At 35.0% G+C, this 26,646-nt stretch carries 18 protein-coding genes and 1 riboswitch; of the genes, 6 read left to right on the top strand and 12 right to left on the bottom strand.

The annotated features are described in order from the left end of the window. Positions 1 to 101: 101 nt before the first annotated feature. The 7 genes from PUH65_RS08560 to PUH65_RS08530 all read right to left on the bottom strand — a co-directional run bounded on the left by PUH65_RS08560 (position 102) and on the right by PUH65_RS08530 (position 12,273). Positions 102 to 2,840: a M4 family metallopeptidase gene (locus PUH65_RS08560; protein WP_305519544.1), complete on the bottom strand. Its 2,739-nt coding sequence runs from the start codon at positions 2,838 to 2,840 to the stop codon at positions 102 to 104. A gap of 270 nt (positions 2,841 to 3,110) precedes the next feature. Further along, entirely contained in the window at positions 3,111 to 5,111 is a 2,001-nt protein-coding gene (gene ligA, locus PUH65_RS08555) for an NAD-dependent DNA ligase LigA (protein ID WP_305519543.1), read from the bottom strand. Positions 5,112 to 5,488: 377 nt separating this feature from the next. After that, entirely contained in the window at positions 5,489 to 7,561 is a 2,073-nt protein-coding gene (locus PUH65_RS08550; protein WP_305519542.1) for a thiamine pyrophosphate-dependent enzyme, read from the bottom strand. 168 nt (positions 7,562 to 7,729) lie between these two features. Then, positions 7,730 to 9,253, bottom strand: coding sequence for a carbon-nitrogen hydrolase family protein (locus PUH65_RS08545; protein ID WP_305519541.1), 1,524 nt, complete (start codon positions 9,251 to 9,253; stop codon positions 7,730 to 7,732). A gap of 29 nt (positions 9,254 to 9,282) precedes the next feature. Beyond that, a complete protein-coding gene (locus PUH65_RS08540) occupies positions 9,283 to 10,332 on the bottom strand; it encodes an anhydro-N-acetylmuramic acid kinase (RefSeq protein WP_305519540.1) in 1,050 nt (349 codons plus the stop codon). A 72-nt stretch (positions 10,333 to 10,404) separates the two neighbouring features. Then, positions 10,405 to 10,995, bottom strand: a complete 591-nt coding sequence (gene lptC, locus PUH65_RS08535; protein ID WP_305519538.1) for an LPS export ABC transporter periplasmic protein LptC — start codon at positions 10,993 to 10,995, stop codon at positions 10,405 to 10,407. Between the two features lie 3 nt (positions 10,996 to 10,998). Beyond that, positions 10,999 to 12,273, bottom strand: coding sequence for a hypothetical protein (locus tag PUH65_RS08530; protein WP_305519536.1), 1,275 nt, complete (start codon positions 12,271 to 12,273; stop codon positions 10,999 to 11,001). A gap of 246 nt (positions 12,274 to 12,519) precedes the next feature. Here PUH65_RS08530 and PUH65_RS08525 point away from each other — a divergent pair, with 246 nt between their 5' ends. Further along, positions 12,520 to 13,638, top strand: a complete 1,119-nt coding sequence (locus PUH65_RS08525; RefSeq protein WP_305519535.1) for an ATP-binding protein — start codon at positions 12,520 to 12,522, stop codon at positions 13,636 to 13,638. A gap of 98 nt (positions 13,639 to 13,736) precedes the next feature. On the opposite strand, the gene PUH65_RS08520 is transcribed toward PUH65_RS08525, so the two are convergent. The 3 genes from PUH65_RS08520 to PUH65_RS08510 form a co-directional block, all read right to left on the bottom strand. Further along, positions 13,737 to 15,191: an LptF/LptG family permease gene (locus tag PUH65_RS08520; RefSeq protein ID WP_305519534.1), complete on the bottom strand. Its 1,455-nt coding sequence runs from the start codon at positions 15,189 to 15,191 to the stop codon at positions 13,737 to 13,739. Positions 15,192 to 15,264: 73 nt separating this feature from the next. Further along, positions 15,265 to 15,912: an outer membrane lipoprotein carrier protein LolA gene (locus PUH65_RS08515; protein ID WP_305519533.1), complete on the bottom strand. Its 648-nt coding sequence runs from the start codon at positions 15,910 to 15,912 to the stop codon at positions 15,265 to 15,267. Between the two features lie 61 nt (positions 15,913 to 15,973). Further along, positions 15,974 to 18,427, bottom strand: coding sequence for a DNA translocase FtsK (locus tag PUH65_RS08510; RefSeq protein ID WP_305519532.1), 2,454 nt, complete (start codon positions 18,425 to 18,427; stop codon positions 15,974 to 15,976). 203 nt (positions 18,428 to 18,630) lie between these two features. Here PUH65_RS08510 and PUH65_RS08505 point away from each other — a divergent pair, with 203 nt between their 5' ends. Next, complete coding sequence (locus PUH65_RS08505) at positions 18,631 to 18,864, top strand: hypothetical protein (protein ID WP_305519531.1); 234 nt, start codon at positions 18,631 to 18,633, stop codon at positions 18,862 to 18,864. A 121-nt stretch (positions 18,865 to 18,985) separates the two neighbouring features. On the opposite strand, the gene PUH65_RS08500 is transcribed toward PUH65_RS08505, so the two are convergent. Then, positions 18,986 to 19,396: an acyl-CoA thioesterase gene (locus tag PUH65_RS08500; RefSeq protein ID WP_305519530.1), complete on the bottom strand. Its 411-nt coding sequence runs from the start codon at positions 19,394 to 19,396 to the stop codon at positions 18,986 to 18,988. A gap of 87 nt (positions 19,397 to 19,483) precedes the next feature. Next, positions 19,484 to 19,608, bottom strand: a riboswitch (cobalamin riboswitch). 95 nt (positions 19,609 to 19,703) lie between these two features. On the opposite strand from PUH65_RS08500, the gene PUH65_RS08495 reads away from it, so the two are divergent. The 4 genes from PUH65_RS08495 (at position 19,704) to PUH65_RS08480 (ending at position 25,713) form a co-directional block, all read left to right on the top strand. After that, the gene (locus PUH65_RS08495) at positions 19,704 to 19,997 is read left to right on the top strand and encodes a hypothetical protein (protein WP_305519529.1); all 294 of its coding nucleotides are present in this window, start codon (positions 19,704 to 19,706) and stop codon (positions 19,995 to 19,997) included. A gap of 147 nt (positions 19,998 to 20,144) precedes the next feature. Beyond that, on the top strand, positions 20,145 to 22,130 hold the full coding sequence (locus PUH65_RS08490; protein WP_305519528.1) for a urocanate hydratase: 1,986 nt from the start codon (positions 20,145 to 20,147) through the stop codon (positions 22,128 to 22,130). 175 nt (positions 22,131 to 22,305) lie between these two features. Next, complete coding sequence (locus tag PUH65_RS08485; protein ID WP_305519527.1) at positions 22,306 to 23,256, top strand: fasciclin domain-containing protein; 951 nt, start codon at positions 22,306 to 22,308, stop codon at positions 23,254 to 23,256. Positions 23,257 to 23,328: 72 nt separating this feature from the next. Then, on the top strand, positions 23,329 to 25,713 hold the full coding sequence (locus PUH65_RS08480; RefSeq protein WP_305519526.1) for a TonB-dependent receptor: 2,385 nt from the start codon (positions 23,329 to 23,331) through the stop codon (positions 25,711 to 25,713). A gap of 125 nt (positions 25,714 to 25,838) precedes the next feature. On the opposite strand, the gene tpx is transcribed toward PUH65_RS08480, so the two are convergent. After that, positions 25,839 to 26,411 carry a thiol peroxidase gene (tpx, locus tag PUH65_RS08475; RefSeq protein ID WP_305519525.1) on the bottom strand — a complete coding sequence of 191 codons (573 nt, stop codon included), beginning with the start codon at positions 26,409 to 26,411 and terminating at the stop codon, positions 25,839 to 25,841. Positions 26,412 to 26,646 lie beyond the last annotated feature (235 nt).

The raw sequence follows: 26,646 nt of genomic DNA, 5'->3' as shown, positions 1-26,646 counted from the left end.
TTAAAGTTCCAAGGAATTTAATTTAGATTATTTTTAATAAAAAAGCCGGAAGAGTAATTCTCCCGACTTTGACCGAAGCCGATATTTGAAGCAAATCAAATTTATTTTTTGATTACTTTATGACTGGAAGTTTTTCCGTCTTGAGTAATCTTCATAATATAAATTCCGGTTGGCAAATTTTGAACGTTGACTGCGTTTTCAGATTGATTGCCATCTTTAACAATTTTTCCATCTATGGAAATTAATTGATAATTATAGTCACCTTTTGCATTAATATTCAAAATATCTTTCACTGGATTTGGATAAATATTGATTGTATCTGCGTTTGTGTTTACTAACGTTGTTACTGTTCCTGCAGCTTTAATGTTTAAGGTGTAATCTTCAACCTGTCCATAAGAGAACGTTTCGCAGGAAGTTGGAATTCCATTGTATTTCATAGAAACTCTCATTCTGGTATTTCCGTTAAGAGCAGTTGCAGGAATTGTAATTGATCCTGAAACTGGAGTTGTTTTAGAAGCGGCTTTCGTGAAAACAGTTTCTCCTGCATCAGCAAAATCTCCATCTTGATTATAATCAATGAAAACGGCGTAACCTTCATTGTAGGAAGTGGAAGTCCATTTCGGAGTAATGGTAATCGTGTAAGCACTTCCTTTATTTACATTGGTAGAAAGTGAAGTAAAGTTCTCGTAACCTGCAGTTCCTGTAGAAGTATTGCTTATAGTTCCGAATACTACTTTATTGATTTTTTCATCAGAAGTAGAATTTCCTTTTGATGTGCAATAAGCAACTGGTGGAGTGGTGGTCGTACCTGTTTTTACGGATAAAACATTGCTTGAAGCAGAGGTATTTCCAGCCGCATCTTTTGCTTTTACAGAGAAAGTATACGTTGTAGAAGCGGTTAAGCCAGTAATTGCAGCAGATGTGCTCGCGGTATTTCCCAACAAAGTAGCGCCACTGTAGACATCATAACCTGTTACAGCTACATTATCGGTAGAGGCGGTCCAGCTTAAATTGGTTGTTACAGCAGTTGTATCACTTGCAGTTAGATTTGTTGGAGCGGAAGGTGCTGTTGTGTCACCACCACCTGTTCCAGTAGAATAAGCAGTTCCTAATCCTACTGCATATAAAGCGTTTTGAGTGGCAATTGCTTCAGGTGAATCTGCGCCATATAAATCTTTTGCTGATTGAATTGCATAAGTTAATACGTTAGCATAAGTGGAATTGGATGAAAGATAAGAAGTCTCCATTCTATAAATAATTTTCGCAGATTTCGCAAAACCTATTCCTGTAACTGAATACGCGTTTCCTTTATCATTCGTTCCGGTTTTTCCCTGGGTTAAAATATAGAAGAAATGATTTAAAACTCCGCTGTTGTAGTGTACTCCGCATTGGTCATTTGCTGAAGTTGGCGTACAACTGCTGGTTGCAGCTTTCCAATTGGTTCCAAGATAAGTATCTGGTTGAGGGCTTAAGCCCGACTTCGGATTGCTCATCGATCTTAAATAATAGGGCGACACCTTTGTGATATCTTCTCCAATTAAGAAATTCTGTTTTGTAGGTGCAAAAGCATTTTCTACGACCGATCCCCAAATATCAGAAAGGCCTTCATTGATCGCTCCAGATTCTCTACTGTAAACTAAGTTGGCAGAATATTCGCAAATCCCGTGTCCTAATTCATGAGCAGTAACATCCAGAGAAGTTAATGGTGCAAAAGTAGAAGCACCGTCTCCATAAACCATTTCAGATCCTGACCAGTAAGCGTTTTCATAGGCAGAACTATAATGAACGTAACTCTTTAAAACAGCGCCGGCGTTATTATAACTGTTTCTATTAAAAGTACTTTTAAAATAATCATAGGTACTGGAAACGCCCCAATGTGCATCTAAAGCAGCATTGTCAAAGGCGGTATTGTTAAATTCGGCAGCAGTCCAGTTATTGTCTGCATCTGTAAAATCAGTGGTTTTAAGAGCGGTTCCTTTTTTAAGGTTGTATGTAAAAACGCCACTTCCGCGAGATGAATCGCGCAGAGTGTAGCTTGATCCAACCAAAGTAGTAGAAATTACTTGAGATCCACTGTATCTTGTGGCGGCATTTCCGTTAACTAAAGCTAGTTTACTTAATGGGCTATTAGAATTTTCCGTTGAGTCGTGATGATGACCGCCAGAAATATCTCCATAAAAATTAGTGGCATGTTTGATAATTGCGTCGGTTAATAAAATTTTACCATCGAGTGCATCAACATACACATATTCTCTGCTTAAAGGCTGTGTTGCATAAATATCAAACTTGTAGGCTAATAACAATTTGAAGGAACCATCGTTCTGCTCTATAGGAACTAAAACAAGTTCACCTTGTGGTTTTTTATAAGAGTTTTCTTTAACGTATTCCGCATCGTCCCACATGTATTTTTGAGCATTAGTATGTTTTATGGCAGTATTTAATGCAGTTCCAGCATTTAGCGAAGGTTTGATTGTTACATCACTAATCGGAAAAATATCTCCTGATAAACTTTGCATTTTTCCATCTTGGGAATGTAGCGTGTAAACCACATACTGAACTTTAATTCCATCATAAAAGAGTTGGAATTTTTCGTCGGATAAAGAACTTAAGGGATCTAGTTCAGTTTTGATACTTTGCAAAGTTGCCCGAGAATCTAGTTGTAGACTTTGTTTCAGAATGCTTTCGGTGTTTATTCCTTTTAAACTTAAACCGCTGTTAAAAGTGATCAAATCGACTCTGCCATTGCTGTTAATGTTTCTTTTGCTCACAAAATCTTGGGCTGAAATCTGACCCGCAACTAGGAACATTATTAATCCTGCAGAAAATACATGTTTTTTCATATGGTAATATTTTTTTATAATTTACCAAATGTAGAAAAAAATAGCAATACAAAAATTAAATCAATAAAATATTTATGAAAACCTATTAATAGTCGTTCTTTTAGAGTATATTCATAATTAAAACATATTTTATTGATGTTTTTTGTAAATTATTTAAATTGAAGAAAAACCAATGTTACACTATTAGTATTAAGGTTTGCTAATCATTTTTAATGTATTATTGAAATAATTGTAATCCTATTTTTAATAATAATTCAAACAAACATTTAATTATGAAATGAGATCCAAAAATTGCTGTTCATCAAGAATTTCTATCGTTCCAATGTCTTGGGCTTTTTTAAGTTTGCTGCCAGCCTTTTCACCAACCACTAAATAGTTGAGGTTTTTAGAAACTGCAGAAATATTTTTTCCACCATGTTTTTCAACCATTTCTTCGGCGGCTTCCCGGGTAAAAAGAGAAAGTTTTCCGGTAAAGAGAAAAGTCTTATTTTCTAAAACCGTGCTTATAACTTCATTCGTATTTTCTCCTTTTTCCAATTGAACGCCGTAAGATTTCAAACGTTCAATCATCAATAAGTTTTCTGGATCTTTAAAGAAATTGACAATACTTTCAGCGATTTTTCCACCGATGTCTTCAACCTGAATTAATTCTTCTGCAGTAGCATTTTTCAAATCATCAATCGAGTTGAAATTTTTCGCTATTTTTTTAGCAACCGTTTCTCCTACGTGTTTTATACCAATTCCAAACAATACTTTTTCGAAGGGAATTTGTTTTGATTTTTCAACGCCATCGATAATATTCTGTGCTGATTTTTCTGCCATTCTTTCTAATGGAAGGATTTGCTCTTTTGTTAAAGTATAGAAATCTGCAGGATTTTCAATCAATTTTTCACGATATAACTGTTCAATCGTTTCAGCGCCTAAACCTTCGATGTCAAGGGCTTTTCGGGAAACATAATGAATCATTCGTCCTACAACCTGCGGCGGACAATGCAAATCATTCGGGCAAAAATGAATCGCCTGATCCTCAATCCTGACTAATTCAGTTCCACACTCCGGACAGTTCGTGATGTATTCAATTTCCTTAGAATCCGATTTTCTTTTCTCTTCATTAATGCCAACAATTTTTGGAATAATCTCACCCCCTTTTTCTACATATACAAAATCATTTTCGTGCAAACCGAGTTTTTTAATGATGTCTTCATTGTGTAAACTTGCTCTTTTAACGATTGTTCCGGCAAGTAAAACAGGTTTCAAATTAGCAACAGGCGTAATCGCTCCGGTTCTTCCAACTTGATAAGTCACGGTCAATAATTCGGTTTCTACCTTTTCGGCTTTGAATTTATACGCCATTGCCCAACGCGGAGATTTCGCTGTATAACCCAATTGTGCCTGTTGTTTTATAGAATTTACTTTCAAAACAATTCCATCGATTTCAAAAGGAAGTTCATGTCGATGCTCGTCCCAATACATAATAAAGGCTTTTATCTCGTCTAAGTTTTTACATAATTTTGCCTGATCCGAAACTTTGAAACCCCATTTTCTGGAGTTCTGCAATAATTCCCAATGGGTGTCTGCCGGAATTTCAGAAGAAATAAATTGATAAAGTACGGCCGAAAGTTTTCGCTTACTTACTTCGCCGGAATCCTGCATTTTTAAACTTCCCGAAGCCGTATTTCTTGGATTCATGAACAAGTCCAATCCTTCTTCTTCACGTCGTGCATTTATTTTGTCAAAGTTTTTGCGGGTTAAATAAATTTCACCCCGCATAAAAAACTGATTTGGAAAATCTCCTTTTAAAGTTAAAGGAATATCTGAAATCGTTTTTACATTCGCTGTGATTTCGTCGCCTTGAAAACCGTCACCACGAGTGACGGCTTGTTTCAGTTTTCCGTTTTCATATAAAATAGAAATCGAAGCGCCATCGTATTTTAGTTCGGCGACAAATTCTACCGGATCTTCAATGGTTTTTATGATGCGTTTTTCCCAGTCTTCCAGATCATCGAAATCGTAAGAATTATCCAGAGAATACATTCGGAATTGATGTTGAATCGTCGGGAAGTTTTTTGTTATTTCGCCTCCAACACGCAAAGTAGGAGAGTTCGGATCTGAAAATTCGGGATAATTTTTTTCGAGTTCCTGAAGTTCTTTTAATTTTAAATCGAATTCAAAATCTGAAATGGTGGCTTCGTCTAAAATATAATAATTGTAATTATGTTGGTGAAGTTCTGAACGCAGATCTTCTATTTTTTGCTGAATATCTTGGGACATTTTGAGTAGAGGTTTCTACAAAAATACTAAAACCTTCCAGACTTTACGGCAAAAAATTTCCTGGAAGATTGAATTGAAATTATTAAATATTGTTAAAACAACATCTTAAAGATTTTGCAGATCGAACGGTTTTTTGTGATATGAACTTTGTCAAAGTTTTAGATCTTTGACAAAGTTTTCTTTGTGTTGAAAATCTATTCGGATTCACAATCTAATTATTATAAATGTGTTGCGCCCCGGATAGAAATGGAAATCCTTTTTTTTTTTTTCACTCAAAGACTTTTCAAAAAGAAAGAATCTAAAAAAAAGATTGTAATGGATAGCCGGAAATGTGCGCCCAAAATAATAAATTGTTGATAATGCTTTTCTTACTGCAGTTAGTGATTAAGAATCTCATTTATCTTTTTGGTGAGTTTTTCTGCATTCGGTAACATTTCTTTTTCTAAAACCAAATTAATCGGAACGGCGGGTAAATTGAGTGAACCCATGGCTTCAACTGGAGCATCTAAAAACCGGAAACATTCTTTGGAAATACGATGAGCAAAGGCTTCAGCAAAAGAGTTTTGAATTTGTTCTTCGGTTAAAACCAAACATTTACCATGCAATTTCGCACGTTCGAAAACCAATTTTTCATCCAGAGGAATCAAGGTTCTCAAATCAATAATTTCAACTCGACCTGTGAAATTTTTAGCGGCTTCTTTTGCCCAGTAAACGCCCATTCCATAAGTAACGATGAGCATAGTTCTGCCTTTTTCGGTTTCAGTTTTGTCGGCTTCTAAAATGATATTTCCTTTACCAAAAGGTAAGATATAATCTTCAGCCGGCTCTATGGTTTTTGCATCTTCAGTTCCCGGAACTTTGCTCCAGTACAAACCTTTATGCTCCAACATAACGACAGGATTTGGATCATAGAAAGCGGCTTTTAATAATCCTTTAAAATCTGCTGCGTTGCTTGGATAAGCGATTTTTATACCTTTAATATTGGCTAAAATACTTTCGACACTTCCGCTGTGATATGGTCCGCCACCGCCGTAAGCACCGATTGGTACACGAATAATATTACTCACCGGAAATTTTCCGTTGCTTAAATAATTGGATTTAGAAACCTCGGTAATCAACTGATTGATTCCCGGATAAATATAATCGGCGAACTGAACTTCGACAATTGGTTTTAATCCAACTGCACTCATTCCAACGGTTGAACCAATAATATAGGCTTCCTGAATGGGCGTATTGAAAACTCTTTTATTCCCGAATTTTTTTCCTAAAGTCACCGTTTCTCTGAAGACACCACCAATTCTTTCACCAACGTCTTGTCCATAAAGTAAGGCTTCCGGATGTTTCCACATGATTTCCTGAATGGCATGAATCGCGGCATCAACCATCACTATTTTTTCCGGATTTTCTCCTTCTCTTTGTCCAACTTCTTCCGTAATTGGAGAAGGAGCGAAGACGTGATCTTCTACCGTTTCAGGTTTTGGATCTTCAGCATCGATGGCTTTTTGAAATGCCTGTTCAACTTCTAGTCTGGCTTTCTTTTCTATTTGTTTTAAAAGGTCTTCGTCAACACCTTCTTCCAGTAGTCGTTTTCTCAAAAGAACGCCTGGATCTTTGGCTCTGTGTTTTTCTAAATCTTCTTCGTCTCTATAAAATTCTCGTCGAACTCCGGAAGTATGATGACCAATAAGAACTGTGCTTGCGCAAACTAGCATTGGTTTTCTTTCTGCACGGACAAAATCAACGGCTTTTTTCATGCATTCGAAACTGGCTTCGAAATCGGTTCCGTCAACTTTCATTCTGTTTAGACCAACAAAACCTGCGGCGAAATCGTAAGCATCAGAAGTTCTGGCTTCTTCTTTAGTTACAGAAATTCCCCACTCATTATCCTGAACTAAAAAAATGATGGGTAATTGATGAAGTGCAGCAAACTGAAATGCTTCTGAAACTTCGCCTTCTGTAATTGAGTTATCTCCGAAACTGCAAACTACCACAGGGTTATTTTCGAATTCCTTTAATTTAAATTCTTGGATATATTTGATTCCCTGCGCAACTCCGGTGGTTGGAATTGCCTGCATTCCCGTTGCGGAACTTTGGTGAATTATTTTCGGTAAACTTTCTTCCCGGCTTGATGGATGCGAGTAATAAGAACGTCCACCGGAAAAAGGATCATCTGCTTTCGCCAATAACTGAAGCATTAACTGATAAGGTTCGAAACCCATTCCCAACAGTAAACTTTCATCGCGATAATATGGTGAGACCCAATCTTCTTTGGTCAACTGATAAGCGGTGGCGAGTTGAATCGCTTCGTGGCCGCGGGAAGTAGAGTGAACGTATTTACAAATATTTCGGTTTTCTTCATAAACATCTGCAGTTGCTTTTGCAATCATCATGTGACCAAATGCTTTGAGCAAGATCTCTTGAGAAACGGTTCTTTTATTAATAATTTCCATATTTAACAAAGATAAAAATTTTAATGAAAGTTTGGAAATGTCAAATTTTTCCAATTCTTCCAATTTAATGTATTTAAAAGTGAAGTAATAATCTATTGAAATGATACAATTTTCTTTCAGAATAAAAAATAAATCCCAAAACTAAAATGGTTTTGGGATTTATTTTTTTTATTCATTATCTGTTTCTGTATTATAAGAAATCGTATCGTACAAATCTTTTCGGCGATCGCTCATTGTCCGTACGGCGCCGTAATGGTGAAGTTCTTTCAGTAAATTGAGATCGACATCTACGATTAAAGTCATCTCCGTATTTGGTGTTGCTTCCCCTTTAATTGCATTTGATGGGAAGGCAAAATCAGATGGTGTGAAAACCGCGGCTTGTCCGTATTGAATATCCATGTTATTTACTCCAGGTAAATTCCCGACACAACCTGCGATGGCTACATAACATTCATTTTCAATCGCTCTTGCAGAGGCACAATTTCGAACGCGCATATAAGCATTTTGAGTATCTGTCAAATAAGGGACAAATAAAATCTTCATTCCTTGATCGGCTAAAATACGTGGTAATTCTGGGAATTCTACATCATAACAAATCACCAAACCAACTTTTCCGCAATCGGTATCAATCACTTTTATTTGATCGCCACCTTTCATTCCGTAGAATTTTTTCTCATTCGGCGTGATGTGAATTTTTCTGTGTTCATCGATTTTTCCGTCACGATGAAGGAGATAACTGACATTATACAATTCTTCGTTTTCCACCAAAGGCATACTTCCGCCGATGATGTTGATGTTATAACCGATTGCCAATTGAGAGAGTTTATTCTTAATTTCTTCGGTCAGTTCAGCCAGTTTAAACATACTGTCTCTTTCACTTAAATCATTGAAAGGAGCGAGGAGAGGAGTATTGAAAAACTCTGGGAACATAATGAAATCTGATTTATAATCGGCCATTACATTCACGAAAAATTCAACCTGTTCAAAGAATGCATCGATGTCTTTGAAATGACGCATTTGCCATTGCACCAAGCCTAAACGAATTACAGCATCCTGCATCGTATTTGGTTTTTTGCTGTAATAAATATTATTCCATTGCAACAAAACCGCGTTTTCTGCTGATTGTAAATCTTCGGGTAAATAGTTTTTTAAAACCCGAACTGGCAGAAAATTATTGGCTAATTGAAAACTTAAAACAGGATCGTAAATTTCTTTTTTTCGAACTTGCTGAATATATTGTCTCGGTGAAAGTTCATGACTGTGCAAATGATAATTCGGAATACGACCACCAACGATAATCGATTTCAAATTGAGTTTCTCACACAATTCTTTTCGAGCATCATATAATCTTCTCGCCAAACGCAATTCTCTAAATTCAGGATCTACAAAAACTTCAATTCCGTACAATACATTTCCGGTGTCAGAGTGGGTGTTGAAGGTGTAATTACCTGTGATTTCTTTATAAGTATGATCATCGCCATACAATTCATATTGCACGATGAGAGACAGACAAACGGCTGCAATCTTATCATCAACAGTGATACAGATTTGACCATCAGGAAAAATTTTGATCAGTTTTTTAATGCTTGCTTTTGACCAAATACTTTCCGACATTGCAGGATATGCTTTTTGCATCGTCTCTTTGAGTTCGTCGTAATCATCTAATTTTAAAGGTCTAATATCTATTTGCATCTACATTTTATTTTTTTTATTAATACTATTTAAACGAGAATTCCAGAACAATGATTGTCGGAACTTCCGGTTGCTGAGGACATAACATTATTTTCATTCTTCATTCTTAAAACTCCCATAAAGGCAAAAATCAATGCTTCTTTAAAATCAATTAATTCCTTTTCTGGAATAATAATTTCTGTTTGAGTTTTACTTTTTATCCTTTCAACTAGATAAGAATTATAAGTTCCGCCACCAGTAAATAAAACTTTTTTTATTTGATAATGATTAAAAATGTCGGCGATTTGAATTGCAGCATGTTCTGTAAAAGTGGCTATAATCGTTGCTGGATTTTCATTTTTAAATTCTGGTAAAATATGTTTCGAAACCCATTCCATTCCTAATGATTTTGGCGGATTTTGATGATAATATTCAATTGAATTTAAGGCTGATAAAATGGTATCATTAATTATTCCATTTCTTGCAAAATCACCGTTTTCGTCGTATTCTTTTCCTAATTGTTTGGCAAAATGATTAAGGACAATATTCACTGGACAAATATCAAAAGCAATTCTTTTTCCATTTTCTTTAAAGGAAATATTAGAAAATCCACCGATATTTAAACACGCATCAAATTCAGAAAAAAGTAGCTCATCGCCTATGGGAACTAAAGGTGCGCCGTTTCCGCCCATTAAAACATCCTGACTTCTAAAGTCATAAATCACGGGAATGTGAGTGAGCAATTTAATTGCACGACCATCTCCAATTTGAACCGTAAACTTTTTCTGTGGTTGATGAAAAACGGTGTGTCCGTGAGAAGCGATAAAAGTGATGTTTTCTAAAGAATATTTCTCGATGAATTCCTGTGCTTTTTGACCCAAATAAAATCCGTATTCAGAATTGAGTTCGAAGAGTTCTTCCGCAGATAAATGAATAGCATTTCGAAGTTTGTTTTCCCAAGTTTCGGAATAGGGAAAAGTGGAGGCATGTAGAATCTTAAAGTTCCATTTTCCGACTTCATTTTTTTCAAAAAATGCATGACAAATATCCAATCCATCGAGACTGGTGCCAGACATTAAACCCAAAGCGTGGAAATTCATAAGATAAAAGTTTCTTAAATGTATGAATTATTGTTGAAAAATAAGAGCGTTTGTCAGAAAGAATAGATCGAATTATCTGGATTTTTCCGGAATTTTCTGAGCATTGATATCACCTGAATTATTGTAGAACGTATATTCAGAGAAGTCATCTTTGGCGGTCATTCCATTAGCGCCAACTAGAGTAGAACCATCTTTATCAGTAACATAAACGGTGTCTTTTGTGTAAATAACTTTGTTTACCTGATCCCAATAAACAGACTGCATCGCAAACATTTGATTCTCATTGCTGATTATTTTCACGTTTCCTTTGGCTTCGTAGAATTTCTTTTTCTCGTTGAACTTTGCGTATTTCGCTGAGATTTTTCCAGGAGCATCGGGTTTCTTTTTATCATAAAAAAGAATGTTGATTCCTTTTCTGGCAACGATATAAGGCGAATCGATATATTCGTATTTCTCGATCAGTGGAGCAGTAGCACGCAATTTAATCATGCCCGAATCCCGCTGTAAAATATTGGCGTTGTTAATGATCTGCGACGGGAAATTGGTATTTCTGTTTTTATTAATTTTAGCAAGATCTTCATCACAGGAAACTAAAGCAAAAAATATAGCACAACTCAAAAAGCCGGCTATATTTTTATAGAATATTTCTTTGATGAAATTCATTTTTTAATCATAAAGTCGTTTGTTAAACCACTTGTCTGCAAAATTAATTCCTATTTTCAAGTTAACAAAGTTTTGACGAATCAAATTATTATCCAGTGTTCCTCTTTTTCCTAGTTCAATACCAACATCGATTCCACTCATTCTGCTTGCACTTTTGTTTTCAAAAGGCAACGTCATTCCACCCGTAATCGCAAATTGATTAACATTTGTTCCGTTAAATGATAAGTTTCCTTTTTCGTAATATGCACCATATCGGTAGGTTACACGAGAAAAGTAATTTCTAAAGTTATTGTAGTTTGGCAAATACCATCCTCCGGCAGAAATTTTATAAGCGTCGTTATTTACAAAAGGTTTTCCTAAGAATTGAATCGTTTCTCCTTTTTTATAATCCAACTGCGTTCCTACAAACCATTTCGCATCTTTACCGTAACCTGCCCCCAAAGAGAACTCCATTGGAATCAAGTTTTTATCTTCGCTGTATTTTTCGTCGATAATACTTTCATTATTCTTGGTTTCTCCAGCCGTGTAGAAATAAGTGCTGTTAATATATCGGGTTTCCATTTGACCGGTATTCCCGAAGGTATAAGTTGCACCTAAAGTTAACTTTCTATCTTTTTGTAATTTTTTCTGATAAGCAGTTCCCAAAGTAAAATTGAAAGTTTTTACTTTATTTTTGGTTTCATAACCGTTGATTAATTCAGCATCAGAAAAAGTCAATTCATTAATATCGTACAAGTTTCCAAAGTAGAAATTAGATCGTAGACCTAAGGCAAATTCTGGTGTAAACTGATAAGATATACCAGCTTGTACGGTATTTACATTTCCGTCTCCGCGGTTCAGGCTCGCTTGAGTATTACCACCTTCCACAACCTCTTTTGTCAAAACACTGTATTTTTTTGAACTGTAAGGTTGGTAACCCAGTCCAAATTTAACCTTGTTTGAAAGTGGGAAAGCAATCGAAATATTAGATAAATAAGAGGAATGCTTAGTTACACTCATATTATCGTAATTCGATTTAAAGAAATTGTTTTCGTTACTTACCTCAACTTTTACAGTTGTCAACTCTAAATTCTTATTGGCTGCCGGGTTATTGAAATTAAAATTGTTGTTAAAGTCCCAGATGTATGCAGTAGAAACGCCACCCATTGAACTGATATCAGTTGTATTATCGTACTTAACATCACCGATTCCAAAGGCAGCATATGGAGAATTACCAATTGTTTGTGCGTTCAGGAAAAAACCTGCGGCAATCATTGGTAATACAAAAAATCTTTTCATTCTCTATTTTTAAAAATAATGCGCAAATATCTTAAATAATACTGAACTATGAAAGTAACTTTGGTTAAAGTTTGTTAAGCTTATCAAACGAATATTTTTCGTCAAATTTTATTAAAATTATATTTAAAACTGTTTATCTGTATTAAATAATTTATAAAATTAGTGTTCTGCCGTTTATTTAATAATCATTATTTTTTCAATAGAAATTCAACTGCATCATCGCTCAAAAATATTTATCTTTGAAACATGAATTGGGAACAAATTGTAGGACACGAGGAACTGAAAAATCTGCTTAAAGATAGTATTAAAAGCAATCGTGTAAGTCATGCACAGTTATTTGTGGGGAAAGACGGTTACGGAACACTTCCTTTGGCGATGGCATTTGCAAAGGAGATTTTACGAAAGGAAAATGAACATTCTTCCGCTAAAGTTGATAGTCTTAATCACCTCGATTTGCATTTTAGTTTTCCCGTTTTTAAAGTTAATCGAACTGCATTAAGTTCGCTTTTCTTCGACGAATTCCGCACGATGATGTTGGAGAATCCTTATTCAAATAACGAAGATTGGAGCGCAATTCTAGAATCAGAAAATAAACAACTCAGCATTTATGTTGAAGAAATCGATGAAATCAACAAAAAATTTGCATTAAAAAGTTTTGAAGGCGGCAGTAAAATCCTCATCGTTTGGCAAGCAGATAAAATGAATTCCGATGCTGCCAACAAGTTTCTAAAATTTTTAGAAGAGCCACCAAAAAACACGTACATCATTCTTACCGCTTCCAATATCGATTTCATGCTTCCTACGATTCTTTCCCGAACACAAATCGTAGAAATACCCAGAATTAAAGAAGATGATTTGTCTCAATTCTTAATGAATAATAAGCAAATCAGTTCTGATAATCAAAATAAAATTATTTTTCAAGCCCAGGGAAATTGGAATACTGCAAAGAAATTACTGCAATCTGAAAATATGGATTCTGAATTTGAAGAGCAGTTTATCATGTGGGTTCGGGAGGCTTTCCAAGTAAAGAAGAAACCGGAATTTCTAAAGAATATCGTTCTTTGGGGAAGAAGAATTGCAACTTGGAACAAAGAAAAGCAGTTGAATTTTTTAGAATATTGCGCAGAAATGTTTCGTCTGGCTTTGCTTCAAAATTATGGGAACGAAAGTTTGGTTTATAAAAAGATAGAATCAGGCAGTTTTAAATGGGATAGTTTTTCTAAATTTATTCATGGTGCCAATATAGAAGCGATTTTAGAAGAAATTTCAAATGCTGATTATCATTTAGAACGAAACGGAAATACGAAAATTATCTGGACGGATTTGGGAATTAAACTTTCACGATACCTTCACAAAAAGCCGTAGATTGATTAGTTTTTTATTCAATGATCTGAGCAGTTTTATCAAATGCAAAAGGATGGAAAAAACCATCCTTTAATTTTTAAATAATATTGAAAACCTGATTATCGGTATCGTTCGTGTTCTTTGTTTTTTGAAAACAAATTAATCAGCGGTTTAAACATAGATTTGTATTTTTCTATATCGAAGAGTTGCGAATCCGTTAATGCTTTATACGTTAACCAAACACCGAACGGGAATAGAATAATATTGGGCAACCAAGCCGCCAAATAAGGATCCATATTTCCCGCCCACGCAATATTTTCTGCTGTAAGATTTAAAACATAGAAGAGAATGAAAACCACAATTGCAATTACAACGGGTAAACCCAAACCTCCTTTCCTGATAATCGATCCTAAACTTGAGCCAATTAAAAAGAAAATAATGCAGGTCACAGAATAAGAAAATATTCTTTGCTGATGCATTACGACCCGTGCAAAATAAGCATGCATATCTTTAATTTGTGCATTTTTCCCAAGCGTAGATTGTTTGATGTTTTCTAATTTATTATATGCGGAAAACAGCATATCCTGCTTCTTTTCTATTTTAACCGTATCTATTTTTGCAGGTGCAACAACCTTCGATTTTGCTTTTGACTGATCGACATAAGTAACGTAACTGTTGGTTTGGCTCACCAATTCGTAGGTCACATTCTTCATAATATCATTGTTGCTCTTTTTCGTATCCTTGATGGTTGAATTGAGTTCTATCACATTTTGAAAAGAGTAATCATCGGTAATTTTTTCTGCTTCAATGGCTTTATCAATAATTTCTGAGATATTAAAATGAGAAACCAAAGTATCAAATTTAATCGCCTGATCAGGTTGTTTTAAACGCACGTTGTAATCAACATTATTCAACTGATCTTCATAAATATGACCATTAAATAAAACCAGTTTTAAATAATTCGGATTAGCCGCTGGAACGAATTTCCCTTTTTCTGCAACAATAGATTGTTGATCTTCAAAGGAAGTAGCCATTTTATGAATGAAAACTCCCGTTAAATTCTCTCCATTTTCGCCTGTAATCTTATCAAATTTCACACTATATCCGGGCAATTGCTGAATAAATTGTCCGGGTGTAAAGTTAAGTGCGGGTTTCGTTGCTGCGATATTGTAGAGCATATTCTTCGCCTTCCGCTGAAAATCTGGGACGACATTATTGGAAAAAACAAACAAGAAAGCCGAGAAGAATAGGGTAGTAACAAATAACGGCAGCATGATTCTGGTAAGCGAAATCCCGGCGGCTTTCATGGCAGCCAGTTCGTAGCGTTCCCCAAAATCACCAAAAGTCATGATTGCGGAAAGTAAAATCGTCAACGGTAAAACCAATTGTACTACGATCGCAGAAAGATAAGAGAGTAATTTCAAAATCTCCCAATAACTCAAACCTTTCCCAGTAAACTGCGCCAATCTAATCCAAATGATGTTCACCACAAAAATGAAAAACAACACACTGAATATGAAAAGAAACGGGCCGAAAAAAGTTTTAATGACGTAACCGTCGAGTTTTTTTATCATGGTTCAAATTTACCAAAAAAGTCACAAAAGAATAATTTTCCTTTGTGACTTATTTATCGTGAATTATTGAGTTCTAAAGTTCGGTAACAAAATAGTTTTTATATTGGTCTTTATCGAAGGTGAACATGGTGCTGCTCAACTTCTGATTCTCCTTATAATCATTGATTGCAATCACAGAAACAGCATTGTCATTTGAAAACTGTTCAATTTTTACAATCTGTTTTTTCGCTGCATTTACAAAAAGATTCACTTCTTTAATGCCATTATTCTTAACAGGAGTTAATTTTATATAATCAGAATTGACTCCATTTACATTCAACTTTCCGACATATTTTACGTTATATCCTTTTTTGTATTGCTCAATATAAGTAAGAGGAGAGAACATTTGTTCGCTTCCAGTTGGTTTTGCAACGGTAATTTCCTGGTCTTCTGCAGAAATATTGTAAATTTTATTTCCGTCGAAGATTTGCTCTGTACCCATTATTTTTAATTTATAAAGGTCTTTCGCAGAATAAAAAATTCCAGGTTCGGTCTTGGTTACCTTTTTACCTGTTCCAGTTCCGTAGACAAATTTAAAATAAACGTTGTCTTTACTTTTATAATTGGTTGCAACGGCATCTAATATGGTCTTTGCCTTCGCATCGATTTTCTGGGCAGAAAAACTTGCAGTAGTCGCAACAACCATCATTCCTAAGGAGATTTTTTTCAATATCGCTATCATTCTTTTTTAATTTTTTGGATGAATAATTTAATTTAAAGTTAAACTGATGTTTAAATTCAAATTACTTTCGCAATTCTTCCAAAAACTGTTCCAAAGAATTTAAGTCACTGATCAATACTTCTCTCGCTTTTGCTCCATTGAAGCCGCCTACAACGCCACTGGCTTCTAACTGATCCATAATTCTGCCGGCACGGTTATATCCTAATTTCAATTGTCTTTGTAACATTGAGGTTGAACCTTGTTGCGTGGAAACTAATATTCTCGCTGCATCTTCGAAAAGAACATCTTTTTCGTTCGGATCAAAAGCACCAACTGTAGAAGTGTTTTCTTCGGTAGAATACTCAGGAAGCATGTAAGCGCTTGCATATCCTTTTTGTTCACCAATGTATTCCGCCACTTTTTCTACTTCTGGAGTGTCAACAAAAGCACATTGCAAACGCATAATTTCATTTCCATTAAAGTAAAGCATATCACCTTTTCCAATTAGTTGATCCGCTCCTGGAGAATCTAAAATTGTACGGGAATCTACACTTGAAATTACACGGAAGGCTGCTCTTGCCGGGAAGTTTGCTTTAATCATACCCGTAATTACATTTACTGAAGGTCTTTGTGTTGCAACGATTAAGTGAATACCTACTGCTCTGGCTAACTGTGCTAATCTGGCGATCGGAAGTTCAACTTCTTTTCCTGCCGTCATAATTAAATCGGCGAACTCATCGACCACCAAAACGATGTAAGGTAAATAACGGTGTCCGTTTTCTGGATTTAATTTACGTTCAGAGAATTTCTTGTTGTATTCTTTAATGTTTTTACAGAACGCATTTTTCAAAAGGTCATAACGCTGATCCATTTCGATACAAAGCGAGTTCAACGTATTAATTACTTTGTGCGTATCTGTAATAATCGCATCTTCACCATCCGGAAGTTTTGCTAAATAGTGTCTTTCAATTTTTGAATAAAGTGAAAGTTCAACTTTTTTCGGATCAACCATCACGAATTTCAATTCGCTCGGATGTTTTTTATAAAGGAGTGAAGTTAAAATTGCATTAATCCCAACAGATTTTCCTTGACCGGTTGCACCTGCCATCAATAAGTGAGGCATTTTTGCTAAATCGGCCATGAAGATTTCATTGGAAATTGTTTTACCAAAAACAACTGGTAAATCCATATCTGAATTTTGGAACTTCTGAGAAGCAATAACGCTTCTCATCGAAACCATCGACGGGTTTTTTCTTGGAACTTCAATTCCAATCGTTCCTTTGCCGGGCATTGGAGCGATAATTCTAATTCCTAAAGCAGAAAGATTCAGAGCAATGTCATCCTGTAATTTCTTAATCGAAGCAACACGAATTCCCGCTTCGGGAACGATTTCGTATAAAGTAACAGTTGGTCCAATGGTCGCTTTAATTTCGGAAATACCGACATTAAAGTTTTTTAATAAACCTACAATTTTATTTTTGTTTTCTTCTAATTCATCTTTATTAATGGAGATTTCCTCATTACCGTAATCACGCAATAAATCGATAGGCGGCATTTGAAATTTACCGAGTTCTAATTTATGATCGTAATATCCGTGCTTATCAACTAATTCCTGAGATTTACGATCGCTTTCATCAACAATGTCAATGGTTTTTGCAACTTCAACTTTAAAATCAATATCATCATTTTTCGGCAAAATTGGGGTCTCCTCAACAGAAGTAATAGGACTTAAGTTTACTGTTGTTTTTTGTTCGTCTTGATTAAATGAAGTTTGATTCGGAGTTTTAATGGGTTCAATGTCAGTATTAATGACAACTTCTTTTGGCTTTTGCTGCACTGTATTTACTTCAGTAACCGTAATGTTTTGCTCATTTTCATTAATAATTTCTTCCAGTTCTTCATCTGCTTCGAAATTTTCTTCTGAACGCGGCATCATGCCTTTAACACGACCAATCGTATTATCATTTAAATCGCTCAGTTTTGATTTAATGCTGCTTGGACGAAGATTAAATTCCAAAATAAAATAAAGACCAATACTAACTAAAATCACCATCCAAAGTCCAGCAGTTCCAATAACAGAATTTAAAAAATCCATAATTTGAAAACCGTAAACACCACTCAAAACACCTTGGCCTTGGGTTACCGCGCCCATTAAAATCGGCAACCAGCATATGAAAAATAAAGAATGCCCGATGGTTTTCCAAGGTTTGAAATAATTTTTTTTCAGAATCATCATTCCCAAAACGAAAAAGAGAAAAGCAACAAGAAACGCCGCAATTCCAATACTTTCAAAAATGAAAATATTCCCCAACCAATCACCAATTTTCCCAAAGATATTTGATGATTGAATCGTTTTATCGAGCATGGTTCCTGCTTGGCTTTGATCTGCTTTCCAATTCATTAAATAGGAAATGAATGAAAGGGTTGCAACTAGCGAAAATACTAGAAATAAAATTCCGAAAAATATGCGCGGTTTAGAAAGTGTTCTATTTTGTTCAGCCGTTTTAGGCGTGGTTTTTTTAACGTTTTTTTCCATAATATCAATCGAGGCAAATTTAATAATAATAATTAAGAAATTTTTCTGAATTGTTAAGAATTATTTTTGTTTTTAAAAGATAAGAAATGGGAAATTATGATAATTTTTTTAGGTCTGAATAACTTCTAATTCATAAAAATAAATCAGGTTTTTCGGAATAATTTTTGAAGCAACTTCTCCAATAACCTTTTAATTAAAGTATCATGAATAATAAAACTAATACTCCAAAGGGAAACGACGAATTGTCTTTGGATAATAAGAAAGAAGAGATTATTAATCTGGAGAATCATTCAGTTGAAGAAAAATTAATTAGCAATAGTCATCCTAAAAAGCACGCGGAAAATGCAGTTCCACCGGAAGCGTGGAAAAATCAAGAAAAGGCATATGAAGATGAATGGGAAAATAATAAAAACAGAATGCTTGATGACGATTTATAAAAATAGTTAATGGCTCAAAACTTAAATTGAGCCTCCGAGGTTTTGATAGACATGACCATTCTTGAATTTTTAAAAAATCATAAAAAAAGCCGTTTCACTAATTTATGAGACGGCTTCTAATTTATAGTTCTTTGATCGTTTCTTCTCTTTCAAATATTTTAATTGGTTTTTTATCAGCGCCAATCGCAACCAAAGTAAAATCACCGGCGACTGCTTTTTCTCTTATTTCATCGTACATCTGTTCAACATAAACTTCTACACTCACTTTTAAACTGGAGTTTCCGACATATTTTACCCGACCAATTAATTCAACCAATGTATCTGCAGGAATAGGTTTTTTGAAATCAATACGGTCACAACTTACGGTCACAAATGATTTTCTGGCAAACCTCGTCGCAGTCATAAAAGCGACTTCATCCATCATTTCCATCACGGTTCCACCAAACATTGTATTATGATGATTGGTAATATTCGGGAAAACGACTTTGAAAACGTGGGTTTCTGAATTTTTGATTTTTTCTTCGTAGTTCATTGTTATTGAATTAAAACATTAATAATTGAAATGAACAGAAAAATTAACAGCATTGTCAATTGAATTTTCTGCTTCAGATCGCGAAAGCATTTTAGAATTTCAATAGAGGGATCTGACTTTCCTGGAGTGGATTACAGTTGCGCGACAGTTCGTGATTTGCACACGATTCACCTTTATTATTGAAATTATAACTGCAAATATAGATTTTTCTATCTGAATTGAAAGATGGTTATGTCTAAATTAAATGCGTATTAAGGTATCTTGGAATCATTTTTGACACTATTAGAATACATTAAAACCTTATATTATGACACCACAAGATAATACACACGAGCAAAAAGAGAATTTAGAAGAAATGAACTACAGTTCTGAAAATGATATTTTTAATCAGGAAGAACATATTTCATTAGACGGAGATGGAAATCCGATTGAGAATGAGCAGCAGGAAATCGAAAAAGTTGGTGATGATTTGGATGTTCCCGGTTCAAGTGCTGATGATGAAATGGAAGAAATCGGCTCTGAGGACGAAGAAAATAATTTCTACAGTCTGAGTGATAATGAAGATAATCATGAAGAAGAAAATGAAGATTTATTATCATAATAATTCAACCTTACTTTATTAGAGTAAGGTTTTTTAATGTTTGAAATCTAGAGGAGGGGAATTTTTCCCTGTTTTCTTTGCTTTGTATTTTCTAATTTGAATATCTTTAAAACTTCGAATAGTATCAACTCACAACTTTGAAATATAATGACTTTTCAAGAACAGATTCAACAGGGAATTCCAAATGAACTTCCTGCTCTTAAACCATACAATCCACAAATTAACCACGCTCCAAAGCGGAAAGAAATTCTTACTAACGAAGAAAAGAAACTGGCACTAAAAAACGCACTTCGTTATTTCGAGCCTAAATTTCATGCAGAATTGTTGCCTGAATTTAGAGAAGAATTGGAGAAATACGGGAGAATTTATATGTATCGTTTTCGTCCGGATTATGAAATGAAAGCAAGATCCATTTCCGACTATCCAGGAAACTCTCAACAGGCGAAATCAATTATGCTGATGATTCAAAATAACTTGGATTATGCTGTGGCCCAACATCCACACGAATTAATTACTTACGGTGGAAACGGAGCGGTTTTCCAGAACTGGGCACAATATCTTTTGACCATGAAATATCTGTCGGAAATGACAGACAACCAAACTTTGACCATGTATTCCGGGCATCCGATGGGATTATTTCCGAGTCATAAAGACGCGCCTAGAGTTGTTGTAGCGAATGGAATGGTGATTCCAAATTATTCAAAACCTGATGATTGGGAAAAATTTAATGCGTTGGGAGTTTCACAATATGGACAAATGACCGCTGGAAGTTACATGTACATTGGTCCACAAGGAATTGTTCATGGAACGACGATTACGGTTTTGAATGCTTTCAGAAAAATTAAAAAAGAACCCAAAGGCGGATTATTCATCACTTCAGGATTAGGCGGAATGTCTGGTGCGCAACCAAAAGCCGGAAATATCGCTGGATGTATAACGGTTTGTGCAGAAGTAAATCCTAAAATTACCAAGATTCGTCACGAGCAAAAATGGATTGATGAAATTCATGAAAATCTTGATGAACTGGTGGTAAGAGTTAAAAAAGCGCAGGAAAATAAAGAAACAGTTTCTTTGGCATATCTCGGAAATGTTGTTGAAGTATGGGAAAAATTCGACCAAGAAAATTTGCATATCGATATTGGTTCAGATCAGACTTCTCTTCATAATCCTTGGGCAGGAGGATATTATCCGGTCGGAATTTCTTTTGAAGAAGCCAATAAAATGATGGCCGAAAATCCTGATTTATTTAAAGAAAAAGTTCAGGAAAGTTTGCGAAGATACGCAGCCGCAATCAACAAACATACAGAAAAAGGAACTTATTTCTTCGATTACGGAAATGCATTTTTATTAGAAGCGAGTAGAGCCGGAGCCGATGTAATGTCAGAAAATCCAACGCTTGGAAGAGAATTTAAATATCCAAGTTATGTGCAGGATATTATGGGACCGATGTGTTTCGATTTTGGTTTCGGACCTTTTCGTTGGGTTTGTGCCAGTGGAAAACCTGAAGATCTTCAGAAGACTGACGAAATCGCCTGTGCAGTTTTAGAAGAAATCATGAAAAATTCGCCAACAGAAATTCAGCAGCAAATGCAAGATAATATTACCTGGATTAAAGAGGCACAACAAAACAAACTAGTTGTTGGATCCCAAGCCAGAATTCTCTATGCTGATGCAGAAGGAAGAATGAAAATCGCAGAAGCCTTTAACAAAGCCATTAAAAATGGAGAAATTGGGCCAGTTGTTTTAGGAAGAGATCACCACGATGTTTCGGGAACAGATTCTCCTTATCGCGAAACTTCTAATATATATGATGGTTCTCGATTCACTGCAGATATGGCGATTCAGAATGTGATTGGCGACAGTTTCCGCGGAGCGACTTGGGTTTCTATTCATAATGGCGGCGGCGTTGGATGGGGCGAAGTTATTAATGGTGGTTTCGGAATGTTACTCGATGGAAGTGATGATGCAGACCGAAGATTAAAATCAATGCTTTTCTGGGATGTGAACAATGGAATTTCCCGCAGAAGTTGGGCAAGAAATGAAGGTGCTATTTTCGCCATTAAACGTGCCATGGATATAGAACCGAATTTGAAGGTAACCTTACCAAATATAGTAGACGAAAATTTATTTTAATATAATTAATTTATTTTTAATTAAAAGACCTCGCAAATTGTGCGAGGTCTCTTTGTTTATTGGGTATTAGGCTAATATAGATTCTATAAATAAAACTTATTAGTATTAAATAATACTAATATATTTAAATAAGTAAAAAAACATCCTATATTTGATTAATAAAAAAAATATTATTATGAAAAACATTTTTAAAGTCCTTTCAGTATTATTTGCTGTAGGATTCGCAACAGTAAGTTGCAGCAACAATGACGATGAACCTGTAATGAGTCAAACCATTTACGCAATTGCATCGCGAGATTCTGATTTATCATCCTTAAAAGCGGCAATCGACAAAGCAGGTCTTGCTGCAACTTTAGATGGAACGGGAACTTTTACCGTTTTCGCACCCTCAAATTCGGCATTTACTTCTTTCTTGACTGCAAATGGATTTGCAAGTTTAAATGATGTTCCAGCAGCTGCCTTAAAAGAAATTTTATTAAATCACGTTCTAGCAGCGAAAGTAACTTCAAGCCAAATTACTACGGGTTACGTTTCTACTTTAGCAAAAGGAGGGGCTTCTACAACGAGAAATTTGAGCATGTTTATCAACAATGCTTCTGGAGTGAAAATTAACGGAATTTCAAATGTTACCAAAGCCGATATTATGGCTACAAATGGCGTAATCCACAAAGTTGATGCTGTAATTGGTTTACCAACAATCGTTACTCACGCTTTGGCTAATCCTAATTTCACTTCTTTAGTTGCAGCGCTTACGAGATCAGATATGCCAAACTTTGTAGGGATTTTAAGTCGAACAGCAAGTTCTCCATTTACGGTGTTTGCACCTACTAATGCTGCATTTAGTTCATTGTTAACTGAAATTGGTGCACCTAATTTAGCAGCAATTCCACAGGCAACTTTAGAAAATGTATTGAAATATCACGTTGTTGCAGGAGCAAATGTGGCTTCAACAGATTTAACGAATAACATGTCAGTAACAACTTTCCAAGGTGGAATGTTTACAATCACAACCATTGGTGGTGCAAAAATTAAAGACGCGAATAACAGAACTGCAAACATCATCTTGACAGATGTTCAGTGTTCTAATGGTATTGTTCACGCCATAGACAAAGTTTTATTACCATAGTAGTTTTTTTTTTACCCTGATAAGCGTCCCAATATTGGGGCGCTTATTGTAATTTAGCCCAAAATTTTTTTAATGAAATTTAAAGTCTCTTTTTTCCTACTTGTACTTTCTATTTTTATTTCTGCTCAAAGTGGTAGTATCAACGTTAATGTGTTTGATGATTTCACCAAAAAACCGCTTCCAGCCAAAGTCACGGTTGTAAAAAATCAACAGGAGTTTTCCGGTGTAGGAAATATTATTATTTCTGCACTACCTTCTGGAAACTATAATTTGGAGATTGATTCAGATGGTTATGAAACAGGATTTTTAAATGATATTAATATTGTTCCGAATCAAAATCTTAGTTTTTCTATTGGTTTAAATAGAATTGCGAAAAATATTGATGAAATTATTTTCACCAAAAAGCAATATAAAACGACCGCAGAAAGTCCGTTATCATTAAGAAATATCACCAGTGAAGAAGTGCAGAAAAATGCTGGTTCAACTCGTGATGTTTCTAAAGCGATTTTAAGTTTTCCTGGCGTTGGAAGTACGGCAACTTTTAGAAATGACTTATTTATCCGTGGTGGAAGTTCTGCCGAAAATAAATTTTATATTGATGGAATCGAAGTTCCCGTAATCAATCACTTTCAAACCCAAGGTGCTTCTGGTGGACCTCGAGGAATTATTACGATTGATTTTGTAAAAGATGTATATTTTTATAGTGGCGCTTTTCCAGCTGGTAGAAATGGCGCTTTGTCTTCTTTATTTGAATTTAATTTAAAGCAGGCAAGAAAAGATAAACTCGGTTACAAAGCAGTTATCGGTTTAGATGATATGCAGTTGATGGCTGATGGTCCGCTTTCCAAAGATCAATCCTGGACAGGACTTTTCAGTGTTCGTAAATCGAATTTGCAGTTGTTATTTAAAGCAATTGGTTTGCCTTTTTTACCCAGTTATTATGACGCCACTTTTAAAGTTTCTAAAAAATACCAATCAGGTGATGAATTATTTTTTCTCGGTTTAGGTGCCAAAGACAGTTTTAAATTTAATGATGATGCAGAAAAGACCTTAACTAATTTAACTTTAATCGATCAACTTCCAGTTTCTCCCCAATGGAATTACACCATTGGTGCAGGATATCGCCACTTGGCTGAAAATGGAAACTGGCTTTTGACTGCAAGTAGAAATATGCTCGATAATCAGGCTTTAAAATATTATCGAAACATTGAAACTCCGGATAATTTACTTTACAATTACAAATCGCAGGAAAGTGAAAATAAAGTAAGATTCGACCGAAATTTTACGTGGGCAGATTATCAGTTCAGTGCTGGAGCCAATATCAATTTTTCAAAATATTACAATAATTCAACGGTAAAAAATGTAACTCAAAATGCGGTGAATTTTGATGATATTTTATCTGAAATTAACGTGTTCCAATATGGAATGTATGTTCAAACGGCCTCAAAGTTTTTTGATGATCAACTTCAAGTTTCTGCTGGTGCTCGTTTCGATGCGAGTAATTATAATGAAAAAACAAGCAATCCTTTAGAACAATTTTCTCCACGAATTTCTTTGAGTTATAAATTGAATCCAGAATTTGCTTTGAATTTTAATACTGGAATCTATTATCAACTTCCGGCTTATACGGCGCTTGGCTTTATGGAGAATGGGAACTTTACCAATGAAAATTCTTTAAAATATATTCGGAATTCGCACATCGTTGGTGGAGTAGAATACAATGGGAAAAACAATCTGCGACTAACTGTTGAAGGTTTCTATAAGAAATATAAAAATTATCCTTTCTCGCTTCGAAACCAAATTTCGTTAGCGAATGTCGGCGCCAATTTTGGCGTTGTTGGAAATGAACCTTTGGATTCAAGAGGTTTTGGTGAAACTTATGGTATTGAATTTTTGGCTCAAAAAAGAACCGTCAATAATTTTTATGGAATTATGGCTTACACTTTTGGCTATTCAAAATTCTCCAATGCTGCTGGAAATTTATTGCCTTCAAGTTGGGATTCGCGACATATTCTTGCAATTACTGCCGGAAAATATTTGAACAGAAACTGGAATTTAGGAGCAAGATTTAGAATGCAATCTGGTTTGCCAGAAACGCCGTATGATTTGCAGAGAAGTGCTTTGGTCAACATCTGGAATATTGCCAACGGACCACTTCAGGATTTTTCTTTATTAAATTCAGCCCGCGGTAATCTTTCTCATCAATTAGATTTAAGAGCAGAAAAAAAATGGGTTTTCAAAAAATGGCAGTTAACGGCTTATATGGATGTTGTAAATGCTTACGGATCGAAAAGCCCAAGCAATTTGCCAATAGTAAATCTTCAGCGTGATGCCAACAATAATGGAATTATAGCGAATCCAAATGATTCACAGAATCAACAGTATTATTTACTTGAAACTGGAGAAAGCGACCGTTCAACACCCATTCCTTATTTCGGATTTATATTTGAATTTTAGTAGTTAAATTTTAAACATATTATTAGAAACTTATTTTAAAAGTATTCAAGTCTGTTCTGCAGATAAAAAGAAAACCTGCATTATTGCAGGTTTTTATGTTTTGTCAATTTTTGAAAATTGAAAATTTACATCTTCACCGCTTTAATTGCTGCCTCATAATTCGGTTCATGCGAAATATCATCAACCTGTTCTTCATAAATAATTTTTCCAGAAGGATCAATCACAACAACCGCTCTACTCAAAAGACCTTTCATGGCAGAATCTGTAATCTCTACTCCATAAGTTTTTCCGAAATCGGAACGGAAATCTGAAAGCATTACTACATTTTTAATTCCTTCAGCACCACAAAATCTTTTCTGTGCGAAAGGTAAATCCTTAGAAATACAAAGAACTACGGTATTCGGAATGTTTGCTGCATCTTCATTGAAATGACGAACTGATGCCGAACAAACTCCTGTATCAACACTTGGGAAAATGTTGAGAATTAAATATTTTCCTTTGTAAGAGTCAAGATTTTGATCTTTCATGTCAACACCCGTTAAAGTAAATTTTGGCGCTTGCTTATTTACTGCCGGTAATTTCGAATAGGTGTGAACTGGCTTTCCACCCACTAAAACGGTATTGCTTGTTTTAGAATTCTGAGCAAATAGAAATGCGGAGAAAAATAGTAACGTACTGAACATTAATTTTGAAAACATATTTTTAATTTTAAACAAAATTATTCTTTTTTATCAGGATAAATGCCTTTCGGAAAAAATGTTTTGAACTTGGTTTTTTTGATTAGAAGTAGTTAACAAAGGTTAAGAGTTTGGAATTGTCTTATCTTTTCCCTATATTCGTGAGATATGGATGCAAACACTACACTTATCAAATTTTTTTCAGGGAATTTATTCTTTGAAGGAAAGTGGTTGGTTTTTTCTTATTTGCATGATG

It is taken from the genome of Kaistella sp. SH40-3, assembly GCF_030686865.1.
Classification (GTDB): Bacteria; Bacteroidota; Bacteroidia; order Flavobacteriales; family Weeksellaceae; genus Kaistella.
Note: the sequence above shows the minus strand (reverse complement) of the source record. Positions and strands in the feature narration are given on the sequence as shown.

Excerpts from the sequence above, each read along its gene's own strand:
- PUH65_RS08495 (WP_305519529.1), top strand. The coding sequence starts at position 19,704 with ATGACACCACAAGATAATACACACGAGCAAAAAGAGAATTTAGAAGAA.
- PUH65_RS08520 (WP_305519534.1), bottom strand. The coding sequence starts at position 15,191 with ATGATAAAAAAACTCGACGGTTACGTCATTAAAACTTTTTTCGGCCCG.
- PUH65_RS08485 (WP_305519527.1), top strand. The coding sequence starts at position 22,306 with ATGAAAAACATTTTTAAAGTCCTTTCAGTATTATTTGCTGTAGGATTC.
- PUH65_RS08550 (WP_305519542.1), bottom strand. The coding sequence starts at position 7,561 with ATGGAAATTATTAATAAAAGAACCGTTTCTCAAGAGATCTTGCTCAAA.
- PUH65_RS08505 (WP_305519531.1), top strand. The coding sequence starts at position 18,631 with ATGAATAATAAAACTAATACTCCAAAGGGAAACGACGAATTGTCTTTG.
- PUH65_RS08480 (WP_305519526.1), top strand. The coding sequence starts at position 23,329 with ATGAAATTTAAAGTCTCTTTTTTCCTACTTGTACTTTCTATTTTTATT.
- tpx (WP_305519525.1), bottom strand. The coding sequence starts at position 26,411 with ATGTTTTCAAAATTAATGTTCAGTACGTTACTATTTTTCTCCGCATTT.
- PUH65_RS08515 (WP_305519533.1), bottom strand. The coding sequence starts at position 15,912 with ATGATAGCGATATTGAAAAAAATCTCCTTAGGAATGATGGTTGTTGCG.
- PUH65_RS08490 (WP_305519528.1), top strand. The coding sequence starts at position 20,145 with ATGACTTTTCAAGAACAGATTCAACAGGGAATTCCAAATGAACTTCCT.
- PUH65_RS08545 (WP_305519541.1), bottom strand. The coding sequence starts at position 9,253 with ATGCAAATAGATATTAGACCTTTAAAATTAGATGATTACGACGAACTC.
- PUH65_RS08510 (WP_305519532.1), bottom strand. The coding sequence starts at position 18,427 with ATGGAAAAAAACGTTAAAAAAACCACGCCTAAAACGGCTGAACAAAAT.
- PUH65_RS08540 (WP_305519540.1), bottom strand. The coding sequence starts at position 10,332 with ATGAATTTCCACGCTTTGGGTTTAATGTCTGGCACCAGTCTCGATGGA.
- ligA (WP_305519543.1), bottom strand. The coding sequence starts at position 5,111 with ATGTCCCAAGATATTCAGCAAAAAATAGAAGATCTGCGTTCAGAACTT.
- PUH65_RS08560 (WP_305519544.1), bottom strand. The coding sequence starts at position 2,840 with ATGAAAAAACATGTATTTTCTGCAGGATTAATAATGTTCCTAGTTGCG.
- lptC (WP_305519538.1), bottom strand. The coding sequence starts at position 10,995 with ATGAATTTCATCAAAGAAATATTCTATAAAAATATAGCCGGCTTTTTG.
- PUH65_RS08530 (WP_305519536.1), bottom strand. The coding sequence starts at position 12,273 with ATGAAAAGATTTTTTGTATTACCAATGATTGCCGCAGGTTTTTTCCTG.
- PUH65_RS08525 (WP_305519535.1), top strand. The coding sequence starts at position 12,520 with ATGAATTGGGAACAAATTGTAGGACACGAGGAACTGAAAAATCTGCTT.
- PUH65_RS08500 (WP_305519530.1), bottom strand. The coding sequence starts at position 19,396 with ATGAACTACGAAGAAAAAATCAAAAATTCAGAAACCCACGTTTTCAAA.